This window comes from Chitinibacter sp. GC72, assembly GCF_009760905.1.
In the GTDB taxonomy this organism is placed as follows: Bacteria; Pseudomonadota; Gammaproteobacteria; order Burkholderiales; family Chitinibacteraceae; genus Chitinibacter.
Window position 1 is genome coordinate 231,595 of the sequence record NZ_VIRW01000002.1, and the last position, 16,985, is coordinate 248,579.

Here is a 16,985-nt window from a genome sequence, read left to right on the forward strand (position 1 = left end):
CGCAAAGCGTAGCGAGAGGCGGGAGAACAAGGCGAGCAAATAGCGAAAAACCGGAATGTACATTAAGTACATGAGGATTTTGAGCTGTTTGATCAACGCAGTTATCGCGCCTCGCAGTAGCGTTGTTAATCCAGCGGCGACCAATCGGTCACTGGCTTAAATTCATCATCATCTTCACTTTTGACAAAGCGCTCGAACACGCTACCAACGGGCGAATCTAGCAAAGGAATGATGTGGCTGTCGTAATTGGCGATCACATTCACATCAAATTCGCTGTGGTTTTTTGGGTTGTTTAAGTATTTTTGATCTTCGGTGCCCGAGAAAAAGCGCCAGCCGCTGTCGCCGTCTTTTTGTGGTTTTTCGCGGTACATTAAGCCGACCGGATAGCCTTCGATAGTGATTTCGTCGCTGGCGATGCAGCTGCCGTGCCCAAGGGCAATTTTCTTGATAATGCGCTCGTCGAGCAGGAATTCTTTCATGGGGTATATCTCGCTAGATTAATTTGGCACTGACCTACCGGGCAATACCCAGCAACGTATCTCGTGCATGTAAAGTCATCGCCAGCGCAGCGCGCGTTTTTTTGTGCGTCATGATCGTGCTTTCCAGCTCACCTGCGCGCAGCAGCTCGCAAAAATGTTCTGTTTCGTAATTCAGGCCAGAGCCTTGCGGCGTAATCGCGAGCTCTTCGCGCTCGCCAAGTGAATTGACCAGCGTGGCTTTGGCCGGATTCCACCATTTATCGTGGATAATCACATAGCCCGCGCTACCGCCAATCAGCGCCTCACCGCTACCGGTGATATCAAGCCCGCAATACAGCTGGCTAATGCCGTGTTCGTGCTGGATATTTAAGCTGGCAAAGGTATCGACACCGCTCGCGCCAATTCGCCCCAAGGTTTGAATTTCACCGGCAGCGCCAAGCCAATCGACCGCTAGAAAAGCTGAATAAATACCAATATCGAGCAAACCACCACCCGCTTGCGCCGGATCAAGCACAGCGTGACCGGCGGGGACGTTGGGATTAGCGAAGCCAGCGCGAACAAAGCGCGGCTCACCAATCGCACCAGCGGCAATGCGCTCGCGGATGAGCTGATACAGCGGGAAAAACGGCGGCTTCATCGCCTCCATATACAAGCGGCCAGTGGCCTGCGCGGTGGCGATCACCGCATCTAATTCGGTCAAGGACGTCGCGGCAGGCTTTTCGCACAGCACCGCTTTGCCGGCATTAAGCGCGGCGATGCTCAGCGCTGCGTGACTGGGATGCGGGGTGGCGATATACACGGCGTCGATGTCGCTGGCGAGCAGATCGTCGATTTCGTCAAACACGGTGGGGATATGGTGCACCGCTGCAAACTGCCGCGCCTTGGCACCGCCACGGCTATACACCGCCGCCACACAGGCATTGGGGACGTGGGCGAGGCCTGCAAAAAAGCGCTGGGCAATGCTGCCAGTGCCGATGATGCCAAAACGAATCATGTTTAACCTCTGGGTATATCCCTGCAAAACAGACATCGTATGAACTACAGAGCAATACACCAATCAGGTATTGCGATTACTTGTTTCGCCTTGTAGGGTGCGCGTGCGCACGCGGACTGTATCTTGATAGACACCCCGCTGCTAATTTGAACCGCATTCCGGTGCGCAAATCCCTGCGGGATTTTCACATCCTACGCCTGACTGAATTGCACCAGCGCCAGGCTACCAAACAGATTCGGCAGGAAATCAACCGTTTCGCCCTGATGCAGCACGACTTGTTTATCCACTTTCATGCCCATCTTGCCGAGCAGTTTGTCGAAATCTTTCACCGTGCAGAAGTGAATATTCGGCGTGTTGTACCACTCGTACGGAATCGTCTCGGATACCGGCATGCGGCCAATCAGGATTTGCCAGCGATTTTCCCAGAAGCCAAAGTTCGGGAAAGTAACGAGGCCGACTTTGCCGACACGCAGCATTTCCTGCAGGATGAGCTCGATATTGTGCATGGCCTGAATCGTCAGCGACAGCACCACATAGTCAAAACTGCCGTCTTCAAAATTTTGCAGGCCGCTTTCCATATCGGCCTGAATCACATTCAGGCCTTTTTCGACGCAGCTCACAATCGACATCACATCAACATCGACGCCGATGCCGCGAACGGCTTTATTGGCTTGCAACCAAGCGAGCAATTCGCCGTCGGCGCAGCCCAAATCAAGCACGCGTGAGCCGGGTTTGATTTGATCCGCAATGTGTTTTAAATCGGGGCGGAGGGTGTTGTGCTGAGCCATTACGCGATCTCCTTCGCCACATTATTCAAATAAGCGCGCATCACCGCCATATACGGCGCGTCCTCCATCAGGAAAGCATCGTGGCCATGCTGCGACTCGATTTCGGCGTACGACACGCTGCGATCGGCGTCGAGCAAGGCCTTCACAATCTCGCGCGAGCGCGACGGCGCGAAACGCCAATCGGAAGTGAACGAGACGACCAGGAATTTGGCTTCGGCCTGACGCATCGCCTCGGCGAGCGAACCGCCGTAATGACGCGCAGGGTCGAAATAATCAAGCGCTTTAGTCATCAGCAAATAGGTGTTGGCGTCGAACATCGTCGAGAATTTATCGCCCTGATAGCGCAAGTAGGATTCGATCTCGAATTCAACGTCAAAGCCATATTTGTATTCGCCGCTGCGCAACATACGGCCAAACTTCTCACCCATGCCATCGTCGGACAAATAGGTGATATGGCCGAGCATACGCGCCAAACGCAGGCCGCGTTTCGGCACCACGCCATGTTGATAAAAATCGCCACCGTGAAATTCAGGGTCGGTGATAATGGCCTGACGGGCGACGTCGTTGAAAGCGATATTCTGTGCGGTGAGTTTGGGTGCTGACGCAATTACCAGCGCATGGCGCACGCGCTCCGGGTAAGTAATCGTCCAGCGCAAAGCCTGCATACCACCGAGACTGCCACCAATAATCGCGGCGAACTGCTGAATGCCTAAGCGATCAGCCAATCGCGCTTGCGTTTCGACCCAATCGCGCACCAAGACCACTGGAAAACTCGAGCCATACGGCGCGCCAGTTTCGGGATTGATGCTCGATGGCCCTGTCGAGCCATGGCAACCACCGAGGTTATTGAGGCCAATCACAAAGAATTTATTGGTATCAATCGGCTTACCGGGGCCGACCATATTGTCCCACCAGCCTGCGGCTTTATCGCTCTCGGCATGCTTACCGGCGATGTGATGGTGACCCGATAAGGCATGGCAAATCAGGATGGCGTTGGATTTATCGGCGTTAAGTTCGCCATAGGTTTCCACCATCAGCTCGTAGCGCGGCAACACCGCACCGGAGGAGAGCGTGATGGGCTCGTTAAATTCGATTTTTTGCGGAATTACAATTCCGACACTGTCATTAGACATACTTGGCCTTTGGCACAGCTTGTTTATAGGGATTTAACTTAATACTTCGCCCTGCAATACACGATGATAAAGCTCAAGATAGCGCGCAACACAGCGCTCTATCGGAAAGGTATCGGCCGCAAACTGCCGACACCGCACCCGATCCAGGTGCGGGACATTTTCGGCTGCCTGGGCAAAATCGGCATCGCTCTGGCACAGCTGACCTGAAACACCATTCACAATCAGCTCGGGCATGGAACCACGCGGGCTGGCCAGCACCGGTGTGCCGCAGAGCATTGATTCTACAACTGCGAGGCCAAAAGGCTCATCCCATTCAATTGGAAAAACCATAAACGCAGCCTGCTGCAGCAAAGCCAGCTTTCGCACACCACCCACTTCGCCATGAAAATGGATTTTCGGTGACAGGCTATCGAGCAAGCCCCCGGCCTTGATTAAATCGAGCCGACGCCCACCAGCAACATCAAGCTGCCAACCTGATTGCCGCGCCATTTTCAATGTACGGGCAATCCCTTTGCTTTTGCGTTTCACCTTGGAAAAAAACAAGGCCTGACGTTGCGCAATGGCATTAAACGGATATTCATCCACCGGCAAACCATTATGCACAAAAGTGTGCCGCCCATGACGGCGAGCATGATCGGCACTGATGCACACCCAGTTGGGCAGAGGGAAAGTTTCGTTCAATTGCATATTGCCATGCAAGGTGGCCACAGCGGGCAAACCTTCGCCTGCGCCGTACCAGCCATGCAGATGAACCAGATCATATTGCCCTTGGTGCTGCAATAAAATCTGCCGCGCCTGAGCCTGCGTATTGGCTGGCCAGTGCGCAACACCTGGCAGCGCCGAGCCTGATGGCGCAACGAGGATCAGCTGATGGCCTAGGCGTAACAGTAGCTGTGCCATCCAGACCACCATCCGCTCGGTGCCACCATATTTGGCAACCGGCACAGGCTGATCAACGACAAGGACAATACGCAATACGGATGAAGAACGCATTTACGCCACCGAATCGGTCGTGTCCTGCTGCCCGGACAAGTGCCAAAAAACAGCCAGCATCAGAAAGTAAAACACAGCCGTAATATGGTGGGCGTACATGGGTTGGGTCAGATTGAAAACCAGCATCATGCCGACCATCGCCCCGCCCGAACATGCTGCGGCCCTAGCAGCCCCCTGCCGCTCAATGGCTCGCCGCATAAACAGATAGGCGCTACCGAGCATCGACAGCAGCAAAGCCGCCAACCCCAGAGCCCCATTATTGGCCAGTGTTTCCAGATATTGATTATGTGCATGCCCAAACAGCGCCAGATAGGCAGGAGCCTGTTTTTGCTCAACCCGCTCCGCTAGGTAAGCAGAAAAGCGGCCGCCACCCAGCCCTAGCAGCGGATTTTCCTGAAAAGCCTGCCAGGCTTGTTGCCATAGCATCAGCCTGATCCCTGACGATGTATTGGCATCTCCCTGCTCATAGCGGCTCATGTCCGCTTTGAATTCGGAGATACGAAACTTCTGCTGCATCCAGCCAGAATTGGCCACCACCAGCATAGCGATGAGTGCAATCAACAAAGTTGCAATCAGTTTTTGCACATTCCAGCGCACCATAAATAGGGGCAAGGCAAATGCCACCACCATAAATCCCAGCATGGCACCACGGGTACCGGATAAAAACAGCGATAATCCGGCACACACTACGCCCAATACCCAGCAGGATCGCGGCAATTGATTGCGCCAGATCAGCAGCACCATCGCATAAACGGCCATGATTTGTGCAAACGGGATCGGGTTTGTCATTCCCCCAGGCCGCCCCTGATCATCACCACAATAAAAAGCCTGATTAGCCTGCCCGGCTAAAAACAGAACGTCAGACACACAATACTGCATCTGATATAAAGCCAGCCCCAGCGCCCACACTGCCCCAGCCACCATCCCGGCCATCACATATCGCGGCTTGATGGTCTGCTCTCGCCAAAACAGCAGCAAAATCACGCAAATCAATGCGCGCAAGGCGTAATCAACCCCACCCCATTCACCGCGGTGGAACAGCAAATCCAGCAATAAATAAGCGGGGTAAATCAGTATTAGCGCAATGAATAAAATATCCTGTTTACTAAGCCCTGAAAGACGGCAGCGGCCCTTGATCAAGGCAAGCAAAATCAGGCTCGCGGCAATCACACCGTAGGATTTTGGCACCGTGACCAGCACGGCAGGGAACAGGAACATCAGAAAATGTATCAACCCGATGTTCCAGCTAGAAGGCTTAATCTGCATTTATCGCACCAATATAAAATGTTTCTTGGTGAGATCGTAACCAGCCAATGCTTCGATTTTCATTAAGAGCCGATGCCTGCGCTCACGTTTGGAAAGTGTGTAATGCGGATCGGGCTGAAAAGCAGGCTCGGCCATCTCACGCAGCCACTGCTGTGCAATCTGCGGGTGTGTTCCTTCAAATCGCTGCAGGATGGCGGCGTCGATTTGCGAGTAATCGTGCGCTTTGGGCGCGTGGCTCCAGTATTTGGCGACCTGGCGGTTTTTTTCCTGCATTTTGGCGGCCGAGCGCACATGGCCGTAATGATAGATCGGGCAGCCCGCCAAAGCGGCGCGCGGATAACGGCCTTTTTTGTTTTTATCCATCACCACCCAGAACAGGCCATCGGGCGCCCATGAGCGGATGGTATTGCGGATAATTCGCGGCGCCTGCCGATACCAGGCCGGGCTTTTGGCGACCAGATCGGGGCAGCCGTAAAAATGGTGGTAATCAAAGGCGATTGCTTCGACTTCGGCGTTGTTCAGGTGTTTTTCCAGCACGGCGCGGATTTTTGGCGCGTCCTCTTCATGGATCACCTCGTCGCCTTCCAGATAAAACGCCCAGTCGCCGGTGCAATTGAACTGCGCAATCATCTTTTGCTGCGCGTAAACATAACCGCGCTGCGCCATGCCTTCGTTCCAGACCGTTTCGATGATCCGGATGCGCGGGTCATTAATCGCCCGCACCTGCGCCAGCGTGTCGTCTTCACTCTGCCCGACGGCCACCACGACTTCATCGCAGACCATCAGCAAGCTTTTTAAACTCTCGATATACGGGTAGCCCAGCATCGTGCCATTACGCAGAAATGTAAAACCACTGACTTTCATCCAGACTCCGAATTGCTTGCATGAGTAAGCTCAAAACGCGATTATATCAGCCCGATTCCATCCTTAGAGATTTCCATGCCGACACTGGGCGTTGCGATCATCAGCAAAAATGCGGCCGCGCATCTGGCTTCGTGCCTGGCTGCCGTCAGCTGGGCAGACCAGATTGTCGTGCTCGATTCGGGCAGCAGCGACAACACCGAAAGCATCGCCCGTGCGGCGGGCGTTCGCTTTGAGCAAACCAGCGATTGGCCGGGCTTTGGTATCCAGAAAAACCGGGCAATCGCCCTACTGGACACCGACTGGGTGCTGGCGCTCGATACCGATGAAATTGTCAGCCCCGAGCTGGCACAAGCGATTCGTCACGCCATCGCCGAGCCGCGAGCGGATGTCTACCGGCTGGAACGCAGCTCGGCATTTTGCGGGCAATGGGTGGCGCACAGTGGCTGGAATAATGACTGGGTGGCACGGCTATTCAAACGCGGCGCGGCGCACTATTCGGATGATCTGGTCCACGAGCGCCTCGTCCACAACGCCGCGGCGCAGCCGCTGGCGGGCAAGCTCTTGCATTACTCGTACGACGATTTTGAAACCGTGCTGAACAAGATCAACAGCTATTCCAGCGCGGGCGCGGCACAACGTTTTGCCAAAGGCAAGCAGGCCAGTTTGGGCATGGCAATCCTGCGCGGGCTATGGGCTTTTTTGCGCACCTACCTGCTCAAGCGCGGTTTTCTGGATGGCCGTGCCGGTTTTCTGATTGCGCTAATGAATGCCGAAACCACCTTCTACCGCTTTGTAAAGCTAGAGCAACTAGGTAGGGTATCTGCCCGTAGCAAAGAGCAATAAAGCGCTACAGGCATATACCCATTAGGATTCAATACTGAATTGCACTGCATGCATTTGTGCATACACGCCCTGCTTGGCCAGCAGCGCTGCGTGCGTGCCCTGCTCGACAATCCGGCCGCTTTGCATCACCACGATTAGATCGGCTTTTTCAATCGTTGAGAGTCGATGCGCAATCACCAAGGTCGTTCGGCCTTGCATCAGGTATTCAAGTGCTTCCTGTACTTTGCGCTCTGATTCGGTATCGAGCGCGCTGGTGGCTTCATCCAGAATCAGCACCGGTGCATCTTTGTAAATCGCGCGCGCAATGGCCAGACGCTGGCGTTGGCCGCCGGATAGCCGCCCACCATTTTCGCCCAGCAGCTCGTCAAAACCATTGGGCATTTTGTCGATAAACTCGCTCGCGTGTGCCGCTTGTGCGGCGGCGCGGACGCGATCCATATCGACCTCTGCGCTGCCGTAGGCAATATTCGCCGTCACCGTATCATTGAACAGCACCATATCCTGCGCAACCAGCGCAATATGCGAACGCAGATTGGCCAGCTGATACTCGGCCAGCGGCACGCCATCGAGCAAAATCCGGCCTGCGCTGGCATCATAAAAACGCGGCAGCAGATTGGCCAGCGTGGTTTTGCCGCTGCCCGACTGCCCGACCAGCGCAATGGTTTGCCCCGGCGAAATATGCAATGAGACACCGTCCAGCGCCGGATTATGATCGGGCTGATAGCTGAATTTCAGCGCATGAAGCTCAATCTCGCCACGAACCCGCTGGACACGATGCTGGCCGTGATCGGGCTCTTCGTGCTCATCGAGCAAGGCAAAAATCGATTCAGCAGCCGCCAGACCGCGATGCAGCCGCTCGTTGATTTTGGTCAGATTGCGCACCGGCCCCTGGATCGCCACCATGGCGGCGATAAACGACAGGAAGGAACCGGCGCTCAGCTGCCCGGCTTGCGCTTGCAGGCTGGCAAAATACAGCACCACCGACACGGTCATGCCGATCAGCAGCACAATGGTGCCCGAGTTGATGGCCACCATCAGACCCTGCTTGATGCCCAGGCTCATCACGCGATTATTCACGTCGGCAAAGCGGCGCACCTCGGCATTCTGCCCACCAAAAACCTTGACGATGCGCTGGCCGGACAGCGATTCATCCAGCCGCGAATTCATTTCGCCCATTTTGTCCTGCGTTTCGCGCGCCAGTCGGCGCTGGCGCTTGGCCACCACGCGAATACTCAGCGCCACCACTGGCAACAACACCAGGCAGAACAGCGTTAAACGCCAGCTCGAATAAAACATCACCGCCAGAAAACCGATGACGGCGACGCCATCACGCACCAAGCCGGTGAGCGTTGACGTCCCCGCCTCCATCACCTGCGTGACATCGTAAGTCACCCGCGAGAGCAGCACACCGGTGGATGATTGATCAAAATAGCGCGTCGGCAGACGCATCAATTTGCCGTAGATTTTTTCGCGAAAATCGCGCATCACGCGCGAAGCCAGCCAGGCATTGCCGTAATCATTGCCGAAATTACCAATAAAACGCAGCACGGCCAGACCAAATAATTGCGCTGGCACAATCCACGCGGCCTGTTTCACCAGGCTATCGGCACTGCTCAGATTATTGTCGACCAGCGGTTTGAGCAGCAGCGTGAGCAAAGCCTCAGCCGCCGAGGCCAGCGCCATACAGATGATGGTCGCGATAATCACCCACAGATAGGGGCGAAAATGCGTCAGCAGGCGACGATAAAGGACGCGGGTATTCATGGAAGGATCTGTATTCATGCGGCCGATTATACCCGCTTCAGTTGAACGAAAGCGCAGGCCGTCAGCGGCACTTTTGACGTCTAGGCAAAATCACCATAGCGCAGCTGCAACAGGCCGGCGATCACTGGGGCAACGGTTTCGGTGCGGAAAATCCGCGGCCCAAGAATCAGCGAGGTATAGCCCTGTGCGATAGCCTGGTTGTCTTCTTCAGGCGAATACCCCCCTTCCGGCCCCACCAGCACGGTGACCGATTTCACCTTTTCCGGCAAAGCCGAATGATGGATTGCGCCAGTGGGACACATCAGCAGTTTGAGCTCGCTCTCGTCCTTGCTCGCCAGAAATTGCGCAAAAGTGATGATGGGACGAATGGCCATCAGTCGCGTGCGGCCGCATTGCTCTGCGGCGCTGGCGGCGATACCTTGCCAATGTGCGATGCGTTTCTCGGCACGCTCGCCGCTGTAGCGCTGCTGACAGTATTGCGAAATCACCGGCTGAAAAACACTCACACCGAGTTCGGCGGCTTTTTGCACCGTATAATCCATCCGGTCCGACGCCGATACGGCCTGCACCAATCTGAGCTGCAAAGGCGATTCGCGATCGACTGGGTCGAATGCTTGCACCTGCACCGTCACATTTTTTTTACCCATCGCAGTGATGATGGCCCGATATTCACCGCCCTGCCCGTTAAATAGCGTCACCACCTCGTCGGGCTGCATTCGCACCACCTGCACATGCCGCGCAACAGGTTCGGGTAAATCAAACTCTTGTGCCAATGCTAGCGGCGTATCGACATAAAAACGGGGTAAAGCCATCTGGATCAACCTAGGGTAAGGCGCTCGATAAACAGGCCGATACTGAAGATCACGCCCAAACCAAGCAGGGAAAACAGAACATAGCGGATGAGATTGAGCCAGCGCTGATCACGCTCGCGAACATAGCGAAAGCCGGCATAAACAATAATGAGTAGCGCGACAATGGCCAGAATCCGCAAGAGCGCAAACATAGCGCTAGATACTCAAGGGAGGAAGATCATGAAACGACGATGGCACGTGATCATCGTCGTTAAAGGTCACGATTTCATAGCTGTCGCGGTCAGCCAGCATGGCGCGCAGCAATTTGTTATTCATGGCGTGACCGGATTTGTAGCCGGAAAACGACGCAATCAACGGAAAGCCCAGAATATACAAATCACCAATGGCATCGAGAATCTTATGGCGGACAAATTCGTCTTCAAAACGCAAGCCGCCGTCGTTTAAGACGCGAAATTCGTCGATCACGACGGCATTATCCATATTGCCGCCGCGCGCTAAACCATTCGCACGCAGGTATTCAACTTCGTGGATAAAACCAAAAGTACGCGCACGGGCAATTTCGCTGATGTAATTGGTGTGCGCAAAATCGATTTCGATTTTCTGGGCGGATTTTTTAAAGGCGGGATGCTGAAAATCAATCGTCAGCGCGACTTTATAGCCGTCGTGCGGCTCGAATTTCACCCATTTGTCACCGTCGTGCACCTCAATTGGTTTGAGCACACGGACAAATTGTTTGGGTTTATTGAGCTCGCGAATACCGGCGCTTTGCAGCAGATAAATAAACGGTGCGGCAGAACCATCCATAATCGGCATTTCCGGCGCATCAACATCGACCAGTACATTGTCGATGCCAAGGCCGGCAAATGCCGACATCAGATGCTCGATGGTGCCGACACGCACGCCGTCTTGGACGAGCGTCGAGGAGAGTCGCGTGTCGTTCACCAGATCAGGGCCAACCTTGAAGGGCTTTGACTCGGGCAAATCAGAGCGTTGAAACACAATGCCATGGTCGGCGGCTGCAGGGCGCAAAGTGAGGGTCACTTTTTCGCCCGAATGCAAACCCACGCCGGTTGCACGGATGGTGCTTTTCAAGGTGCGTTGTAAAAACATGGCTATTCCTGCCTTATCACAGCTTCAATTGCATTAATTCTACCAGCCTCGGGTCCTGCTCTGGATGAATCATTACAATCGGGCTCATAGGCACCGTTTATTCAAGCGCTTAGTCGGCTTGACGGCGCAAGAAGGCCGGAATATCCATATCAATATTCGACATTGCCGGACGCGCTGAAGCCGCTTCCGGTGCCGTATTGCGACGGTTGTTACGCCAGATTGCCGGCGTATCCAAGGCGTCGTCATAGCCCACATTATCCGTACCGGTCTTCATTGTTTGGCTGCTAACTACTGACAGTTGCGGCTTATTCATGTCGCGACCGCCACCTAAACCCGTAGCCACCAACGTCACGCGGATTTCGTCGCCCAGCGATTCATCGTAAACCACGCCGTGTTTAACCAGTGCGCCTTCAGCAACATGAGCTTCGATGATTTCCAAGGCTTGGCGAGTTTCTGATTTTTTCAATGACGCGCGCGATGCGGAGAAATTCACCAGCACGCCACGCGCACCTTTAAAGCTGATGTTGTCGAGTAATGGGCTGCGAATAGCGTCTTCAGTGGCACGAATCGCACGATCTGGACCAGTCGCATAGGCCGACCCCATCATCGCCATACCCATTTCGCGCATAACGGTTTTAACATCGGCAAAGTCGACGTTAATAAAACCAGGATATTGAATAATCTCAACAATCGAACCCACGGCATTGCGCAATACATCGTCGGCTGCACGGAAGGCTTCGTCGATGGTGACATCGTCGCCCAAGACTTCTTCAAGCTTCTGATTTGAAACCACGATCAATGAGTCAACGTAGCGTGACAATTCATCGATGCCGGCTTGCGCGACTTTCTGACGGCCACCTTCATCCAAACCTGGCTTGGTCACCACGCCCACAGTCAGAATGCCTTTTTCGCGCGCCACCTGTGCAATGACCGGCGCTGCGCCAGTGCCTGTACCACCGCCCATACCGGCAGTGATAAATAATAAGTCTGCGCCAGAAATCAATTCGGCAATATGTTCGCGATCTTCTTCGGCGGCTTGACGACCAATATCCGGATTACAACCGGCACCAAAGCCTTTAGTTAATTCAGCACCCAACTGAACCACATTATCCGCTTTAGATAACTTCAATACTTGAGCATCTGTATTGGAAGAAATAAATTCAACACCTTGCATATGGTGTTCGATCATATTGTTGATTGCATTGCAACCGGCACCACCAACACCAATGACCTTGATATTGACGTGATGTGATACCTCTGGAACTTCAATAGTTAATGCCATGATTCTCTCTCCTGTTACCCGATTTTACCGCTTACCCGAAAATTTCAAAAATTATTTTGAAACCAAGACTTCATTCGGCCAAAAATGTCTCCAATTGAGCCATCTTTACCCCTTTGCCCAGGGGATTTTTGCATTTGTTGCCGAGCCACCAGCAATAAACCCACTGCAGTTGAATAGCGCGGGTTTTTAACGACCTCGGCCAATCCACCCACATAACGTGGTAAACCCAATCGAACCGGCATATGGAATATTTCTTCTGCCAATTCGGTCATTCCCGGCATTAATGACGCACCGCCGGTAATGACAATTCCGCTCGATAAACGATCTTCCAGATTAACGCGGCGCAATTCGGCCTGAACAAAGCTATATAATTCTTCAACCCGTGGCTCAATCACTTCAGCCAGCGTATGGCGGCTCATTTGTCGCGCACCACGCTCGCCCACTCCGGGCACTTCAATCATCGTTTGCGGATCAGTCATATGTCGCAATGCCACACCATGCTGAATCTTGATATTTTCGGCTTCACCCGTTGGCGTGCGTAATGCCATGGCAATGTCATTGGTAATTTGATCACCGGCAATTGGAATCACCGCGGTATGGCGAATTGCGCCATTAATAAATACCGCCATATCGGTAGTGCCACCGCCAATATCCACCAGACAAACACCCAGATCGCGTTCGTCATCGGTTAATACCGCATGCGCGCTGGCCAATGGCTGCAATACCACTTCGGCAATTTCCAAACCACAACGACGAACGCATTTGGTAATATTCTGTACGGCAGAAACCGCGCCAGAAACAATATGTACCCGCACTTCCAGGCGCACACCCGACATACCCAATGGCTCTTTCACATCTTCCTGGCCATCAATCACATATTCCTGCGACAAAATATGCAGTACTTGATGATCCGCCGGAATATTCACCGCACTGGCTGTTTCAATCACGCGGTCAATATCGGCCTGAGTAACTTCTTTATCTTTAATGGCCACCATACCGTGTGAATTAAGGCTCTTGATATGACTACCGGCAATGCCGGTATATACCTCACTGATTTTGCAATCGGCCATTAACTCGGCCTCGCCTAATGCAGCCTGAATTGCCCCGACGGTTTTTTCGATATCAACCACGACACCGCGCTTGAGGCCTTTGGATGAGGCCGAGCCCATGCCCACGACATTGAGCGAGCCATCCTCGGTCACGTCCGCAACCACCGCAACGACTTTCGACGTTCCGATATCTAGCCCCACGATGAGATTTTTTGCGTCCCTAGTCACTGACAGCCTCTTTACAAAACTTAAGAATTCACTTTAAAAAAACACGTCAACTCAATATTTTTAATTACTTTAATGAGTAACAAGCATAAATCATGCCGAAGCCTTAAGGGCTTTCGGTTTGACGACGACCGGTTTCCCCTGAGCATCAAGCTTGCCCGGCTCAAGCGGCACATAATCGGGCAATCGCACGGCAAATCCATTCGGATAGCGCAAATCAATATATTCAAATGACTGCTGCAGCAGCGCCAAGGAATTGGGATAGGCTTTAACAAACCGCTCTACCCGCTCGATGGGCTCATCACGCCCCACTTCAACCATCAGCTGCTTATCCAGCTCCATCCGCCAGGCTCGCCGCTCGGATAGCCAGATTTGCGTGGGTTTTTTGCCCAGCGGCTGGGTAATTTCATTAAGCCGCAATAGCCCTTCAACCATGACCCGTTCTGCGCCTTCCGGGCCTTCCAGTACGGGCAAGGCTTCATTACTCGCGGCATCAAATTGTTCACCATACTGATTTAACAAGGCGCTTGATCCCCAGCGGGCAATGGCGCGATGCTCCTCAATATTCACTTCCAGCCGATCAGGCCAACGCCGACGCACTTCAACCCTGCGCACCCAGGGTAGTTTTTCAAAATCCTGCCGAGTTTTATTCAAATCCAGCGTGAAAAACGTCCCTTTTAATTCGTTCTTGATTACATACTGCAATTGCTCACGGGTGGTATGCCGTAATTCACCATCGACTTTAATTCGCTTAACCGGAAATAGCGGCGAATGCACAGCTAAAAATAGCAGCGAATAAAACAGCAATAACATGGCCAGACCAGTCAATAGATTGGCGATCCACATTAGAAGCTGCGGCTTATCCCACATTATTTGCACCTCAACTGCGCTACTGCGCCAACTTCACGCTGCGGCGTGCGCTGCTCGCGATCCTCACGTACTTGATGTACGTTCCGGTCGCTGTGCTGCTGACTTCTTGCTTGAAGCCGGCTCGCTACGCACATTTGAGGACAAATATTCACTAGAAATACCTTTTGTTTACAAGGTCGTGGCCAAAATCTGGACGACCAGTTCTTCGTACGACAAACCGGATTCTCGTGCGGCCATCGGGAAGAGGCTGTGGCTGGTCATACCGGGCGCCGTATTGGCTTCCAACAGATAAATCGTGCCATCGTCATCAGTCAGAAAATCAATCCGTGCCCAACCTGCCGCGCCCAGTACGCGGAAGGCTTTTTCGGCCAGCGAGCGTGCCAGCGCTTCTTTTTCATCGCTCAAACCGGCGGGACAGCGATACTCGGTGTCGTCGCGGAAATATTTGGCTTCGTAATCGTAAAATTCGGTCTGCGGAATAATCCGCACACTTGGCAAAGCCTTGCCGCCCAGCACTGCGCAAGTGTATTCACCACCGCCAATATTGCGCTCAGCCAGCACCACCGAATCATGGCGCGACACTTCGGCCCAAGCGGCATCAACATCGGCCAGCGACTTGAGTTTGACTACGCCCACACTGGAGCCTTCGCTGGCCGGTTTGACAAACAGCGGCAAGCCTAATTCTTCTGCAGCCAGTACCAACTCAGTGGCACTATCGATGATGCGATACTCAGGCACCGGCAGTCCCGCCGCTTCCCAGAGCAATTTGGTGCGCCATTTATCCATCGCAATGGCCGAAGCCATTACACCACAACCGGTATAAGGCACGCCCATGAATTCCAGCGCGCCCTGAATCGTGCCGTCTTCACCGCCACGACCGTGCAAAATCAGAAATGCGCGCTCAAACCCCTCTTCTTTCAGGGCCGTCAGCATTTTTTCTGCTGGATCAAAGGCATGGGCATCTACGCCCTGACTGCGCAATGCCGCCAGTACGCCACCACCACTCATCAATGACACTTCGCGCTCGGCTGACGAGCCGCCCATGATTACTGCCACTTTGCCAAATTTACTCATGCTTTTGCGCTCACCAATTGCTTCGGGGTCTGGCCAATCGAGCCTGCGCCCATCGTAATAATCACATCGCCGTCCTTGGCTGCGGCAAAGATTGCCGCTGGCATATCGGCAATGTTTTCCACAAAGATCGGTTCGACCTTACCGGCCACACGGACAGCACGCACCAGCGCACGGCCATCGGCGGCAACAATCGGGGTTTCACCGGCGGCATACACTTCAGCCAGCAACAGACCATCAACGGTATTGAGTACTTTGACAAAGTCTTCAAAACAATCACGGGTACGGGTATAGCGATGCGGCTGGAAAGCCAGCATCAAACGACGCCCAGGGAAAGCACCACGCGCGGCAGCCAAAGTCGCCGCCATTTCAACCGGGTGATGGCCATAATCATCTACTACGGTAATTTGGCCGCCATCAGCAAGAGTCACTTCGCCATAACGCTGGAATCGGCGACCCACACCTTCAAATTTTTCCAGCGCAGCGACAATCGCCGCTTCATCCGCACCGACTTCAATCCCGATGGCAATCGCCGCCAAGGCATTCAAGACGTTATGCATGCCAGGCATATTCAACGTGACGGCCAGACGGCGCGTTTCGCCGTTTTGCCAGACGGCGTCAAATTTCATCTGTCCATTGGCGGCCACGATGTTTTCGGCGCGCAACATGGCATCGGCAGCCGTGCCATAGGTCGTAACCGGACTGGTCACTTTGGGCAGGATCGAGCGCACGTGCGGATCGTCAATGCACAAAATCGCCCGGCCATAAAATGGCAGGTGGTGCAGAAAATCGATAAAGGCCTGTTTGAGTTTTTCAAAGTCATGACCGTAGGTGTCCATGTGATCGGCGTCGATATTAGTCACCACCGAAATCACTGGCGAGAGCAGCAGGAAAGACGCATCGCTTTCATCGGCTTCGGCCACCAGAAAATCGCCCTGCCCCAGACGGGCATTCGAGCCTGCTGCGTGCAATTTCCCACCGATCACAAAAGTCGGGTCCAGCCCCGCAGCTTCAAGCACGCTAGCGCTCAAGCTGGTGGTTGTGGTTTTACCGTGCGTACCGGCAATCGCGATGCCCTGCTTGAGGCGCATCAATTCAGCCAGCATCATGGCGCGGGGCACGACTGGGGTCTGGCGCGAACGCGCTTCGATGACTTCCGGGTTGTCATCTTTAACTGCGCTGGAAATCACCACCACGTCGGCATTGGCGACAAACTCGGCCGCATGCCCCTGGTGCACCACAGCACCAGCAGCGCTAAGGCGCTGTGTGGTGGCGTTAGCGCCCAGATCGGAGCCGCTGACCTCGAAACCAAGGTTCAGCAAGACTTCAGCGATGCCGCTCATGCCCACACCGCCGATGCCGACGAAATGAATGCGTTTAACTTTATGCTTCATATCCACGAAGGGTATAAGACCAGAGAGCGCGCATTATATACTCTGCAG

The 16,985-nt window shown here is 53.8% G+C and carries 17 protein-coding genes; 1 reads left to right on the forward strand and 16 read right to left on the reverse strand.

From position 1 onward, the window contains the following. Window positions 1-125 precede the first annotated feature (125 nt). The 7 genes from FLS37_RS02740 to FLS37_RS02770 all read right to left on the reverse strand — a co-directional run bounded on the left by FLS37_RS02740 (window position 126) and on the right by FLS37_RS02770 (window position 6,517). Window positions 126-479 carry a DUF2185 domain-containing protein gene (locus FLS37_RS02740; protein WP_157314391.1) on the reverse strand — a complete coding sequence of 118 codons (354 nt, stop codon included), beginning with the start codon at window positions 477-479 and terminating at the stop codon, window positions 126-128. A 34-nt stretch (window positions 480-513) separates the two neighbouring features. Next, a complete protein-coding gene (locus FLS37_RS02745) occupies window positions 514-1,473 on the reverse strand; it encodes a Gfo/Idh/MocA family protein (protein WP_157314392.1) in 960 nt (319 codons plus the stop codon). A 191-nt stretch (window positions 1,474-1,664) separates the two neighbouring features. Beyond that, window positions 1,665-2,261 carry a methionine biosynthesis protein MetW gene (metW, locus tag FLS37_RS02750; protein WP_157314393.1) on the reverse strand — a complete coding sequence of 199 codons (597 nt, stop codon included), beginning with the start codon at window positions 2,259-2,261 and terminating at the stop codon, window positions 1,665-1,667. Next, a complete protein-coding gene (locus tag FLS37_RS02755) occupies window positions 2,261-3,394 on the reverse strand; it encodes a homoserine O-acetyltransferase (RefSeq protein ID WP_157314394.1) in 1,134 nt (377 codons plus the stop codon). Before FLS37_RS02755 ends, metW begins: the two co-directional genes overlap by 1 nt. A gap of 33 nt (window positions 3,395-3,427) precedes the next feature. Further along, on the reverse strand, window positions 3,428-4,387 hold the full coding sequence (locus FLS37_RS02760) for a glycosyltransferase (protein ID WP_157314395.1): 960 nt from the start codon (window positions 4,385-4,387) through the stop codon (window positions 3,428-3,430). Continuing rightward, window positions 4,388-5,653 carry an O-antigen ligase gene (locus FLS37_RS02765; protein WP_157314396.1) on the reverse strand — a complete coding sequence of 422 codons (1,266 nt, stop codon included), beginning with the start codon at window positions 5,651-5,653 and terminating at the stop codon, window positions 4,388-4,390. It abuts the gene before it with no gap. Next, a complete protein-coding gene (locus FLS37_RS02770) occupies window positions 5,654-6,517 on the reverse strand; it encodes a glycosyltransferase (RefSeq protein WP_157314397.1) in 864 nt (287 codons plus the stop codon). Between the two features lie 75 nt (window positions 6,518-6,592). Between FLS37_RS02770 and FLS37_RS02775 the strand changes: the two genes are divergently transcribed. After that, on the forward strand, window positions 6,593-7,360 hold the full coding sequence (locus FLS37_RS02775) for a glycosyltransferase family 2 protein (RefSeq protein WP_232522471.1): 768 nt from the start codon (window positions 6,593-6,595) through the stop codon (window positions 7,358-7,360). A gap of 21 nt (window positions 7,361-7,381) precedes the next feature. Here the strand turns inward: FLS37_RS02775 and msbA are convergent, their stop codons facing one another. The 9 genes from msbA to murC all read right to left on the reverse strand — a co-directional run bounded on the left by msbA (window position 7,382) and on the right by murC (window position 16,937). Beyond that, window positions 7,382-9,124, reverse strand: a complete 1,743-nt coding sequence (gene msbA, locus FLS37_RS02780) for a lipid A export permease/ATP-binding protein MsbA (RefSeq protein ID WP_157314398.1) — start codon at window positions 9,122-9,124, stop codon at window positions 7,382-7,384. Between the two features lie 80 nt (window positions 9,125-9,204). After that, window positions 9,205-9,936 carry a 16S rRNA (uracil(1498)-N(3))-methyltransferase gene (locus tag FLS37_RS02785; RefSeq protein WP_157314399.1) on the reverse strand — a complete coding sequence of 244 codons (732 nt, stop codon included), beginning with the start codon at window positions 9,934-9,936 and terminating at the stop codon, window positions 9,205-9,207. Window positions 9,937-9,941: 5 nt separating this feature from the next. Next, window positions 9,942-10,127, reverse strand: coding sequence for a hypothetical protein (locus FLS37_RS02790; protein WP_157314400.1), 186 nt, complete (start codon window positions 10,125-10,127; stop codon window positions 9,942-9,944). Window positions 10,128-10,131: 4 nt separating this feature from the next. Further along, window positions 10,132-11,046, reverse strand: a complete 915-nt coding sequence (gene lpxC, locus FLS37_RS02795) for a UDP-3-O-acyl-N-acetylglucosamine deacetylase (RefSeq protein WP_157314401.1) — start codon at window positions 11,044-11,046, stop codon at window positions 10,132-10,134. 109 nt (window positions 11,047-11,155) lie between these two features. After that, window positions 11,156-12,328: a cell division protein FtsZ gene (gene ftsZ, locus FLS37_RS02800; protein ID WP_157314402.1), complete on the reverse strand. Its 1,173-nt coding sequence runs from the start codon at window positions 12,326-12,328 to the stop codon at window positions 11,156-11,158. A gap of 44 nt (window positions 12,329-12,372) precedes the next feature. Beyond that, on the reverse strand, window positions 12,373-13,605 hold the full coding sequence (gene ftsA / locus FLS37_RS02805; protein ID WP_198314463.1) for a cell division protein FtsA: 1,233 nt from the start codon (window positions 13,603-13,605) through the stop codon (window positions 12,373-12,375). A gap of 90 nt (window positions 13,606-13,695) precedes the next feature. Next, window positions 13,696-14,448: a cell division protein FtsQ/DivIB gene (locus FLS37_RS02810; protein ID WP_232522472.1), complete on the reverse strand. Its 753-nt coding sequence runs from the start codon at window positions 14,446-14,448 to the stop codon at window positions 13,696-13,698. Between the two features lie 192 nt (window positions 14,449-14,640). Beyond that, complete coding sequence (locus tag FLS37_RS02815) at window positions 14,641-15,546, reverse strand: D-alanine--D-alanine ligase (RefSeq protein WP_157314404.1); 906 nt, start codon at window positions 15,544-15,546, stop codon at window positions 14,641-14,643. Then, on the reverse strand, window positions 15,543-16,937 hold the full coding sequence (murC, locus tag FLS37_RS02820) for a UDP-N-acetylmuramate--L-alanine ligase (RefSeq protein ID WP_157314405.1): 1,395 nt from the start codon (window positions 16,935-16,937) through the stop codon (window positions 15,543-15,545). Before murC ends, FLS37_RS02815 begins: the two co-directional genes overlap by 4 nt. Window positions 16,938-16,985 lie beyond the last annotated feature (48 nt).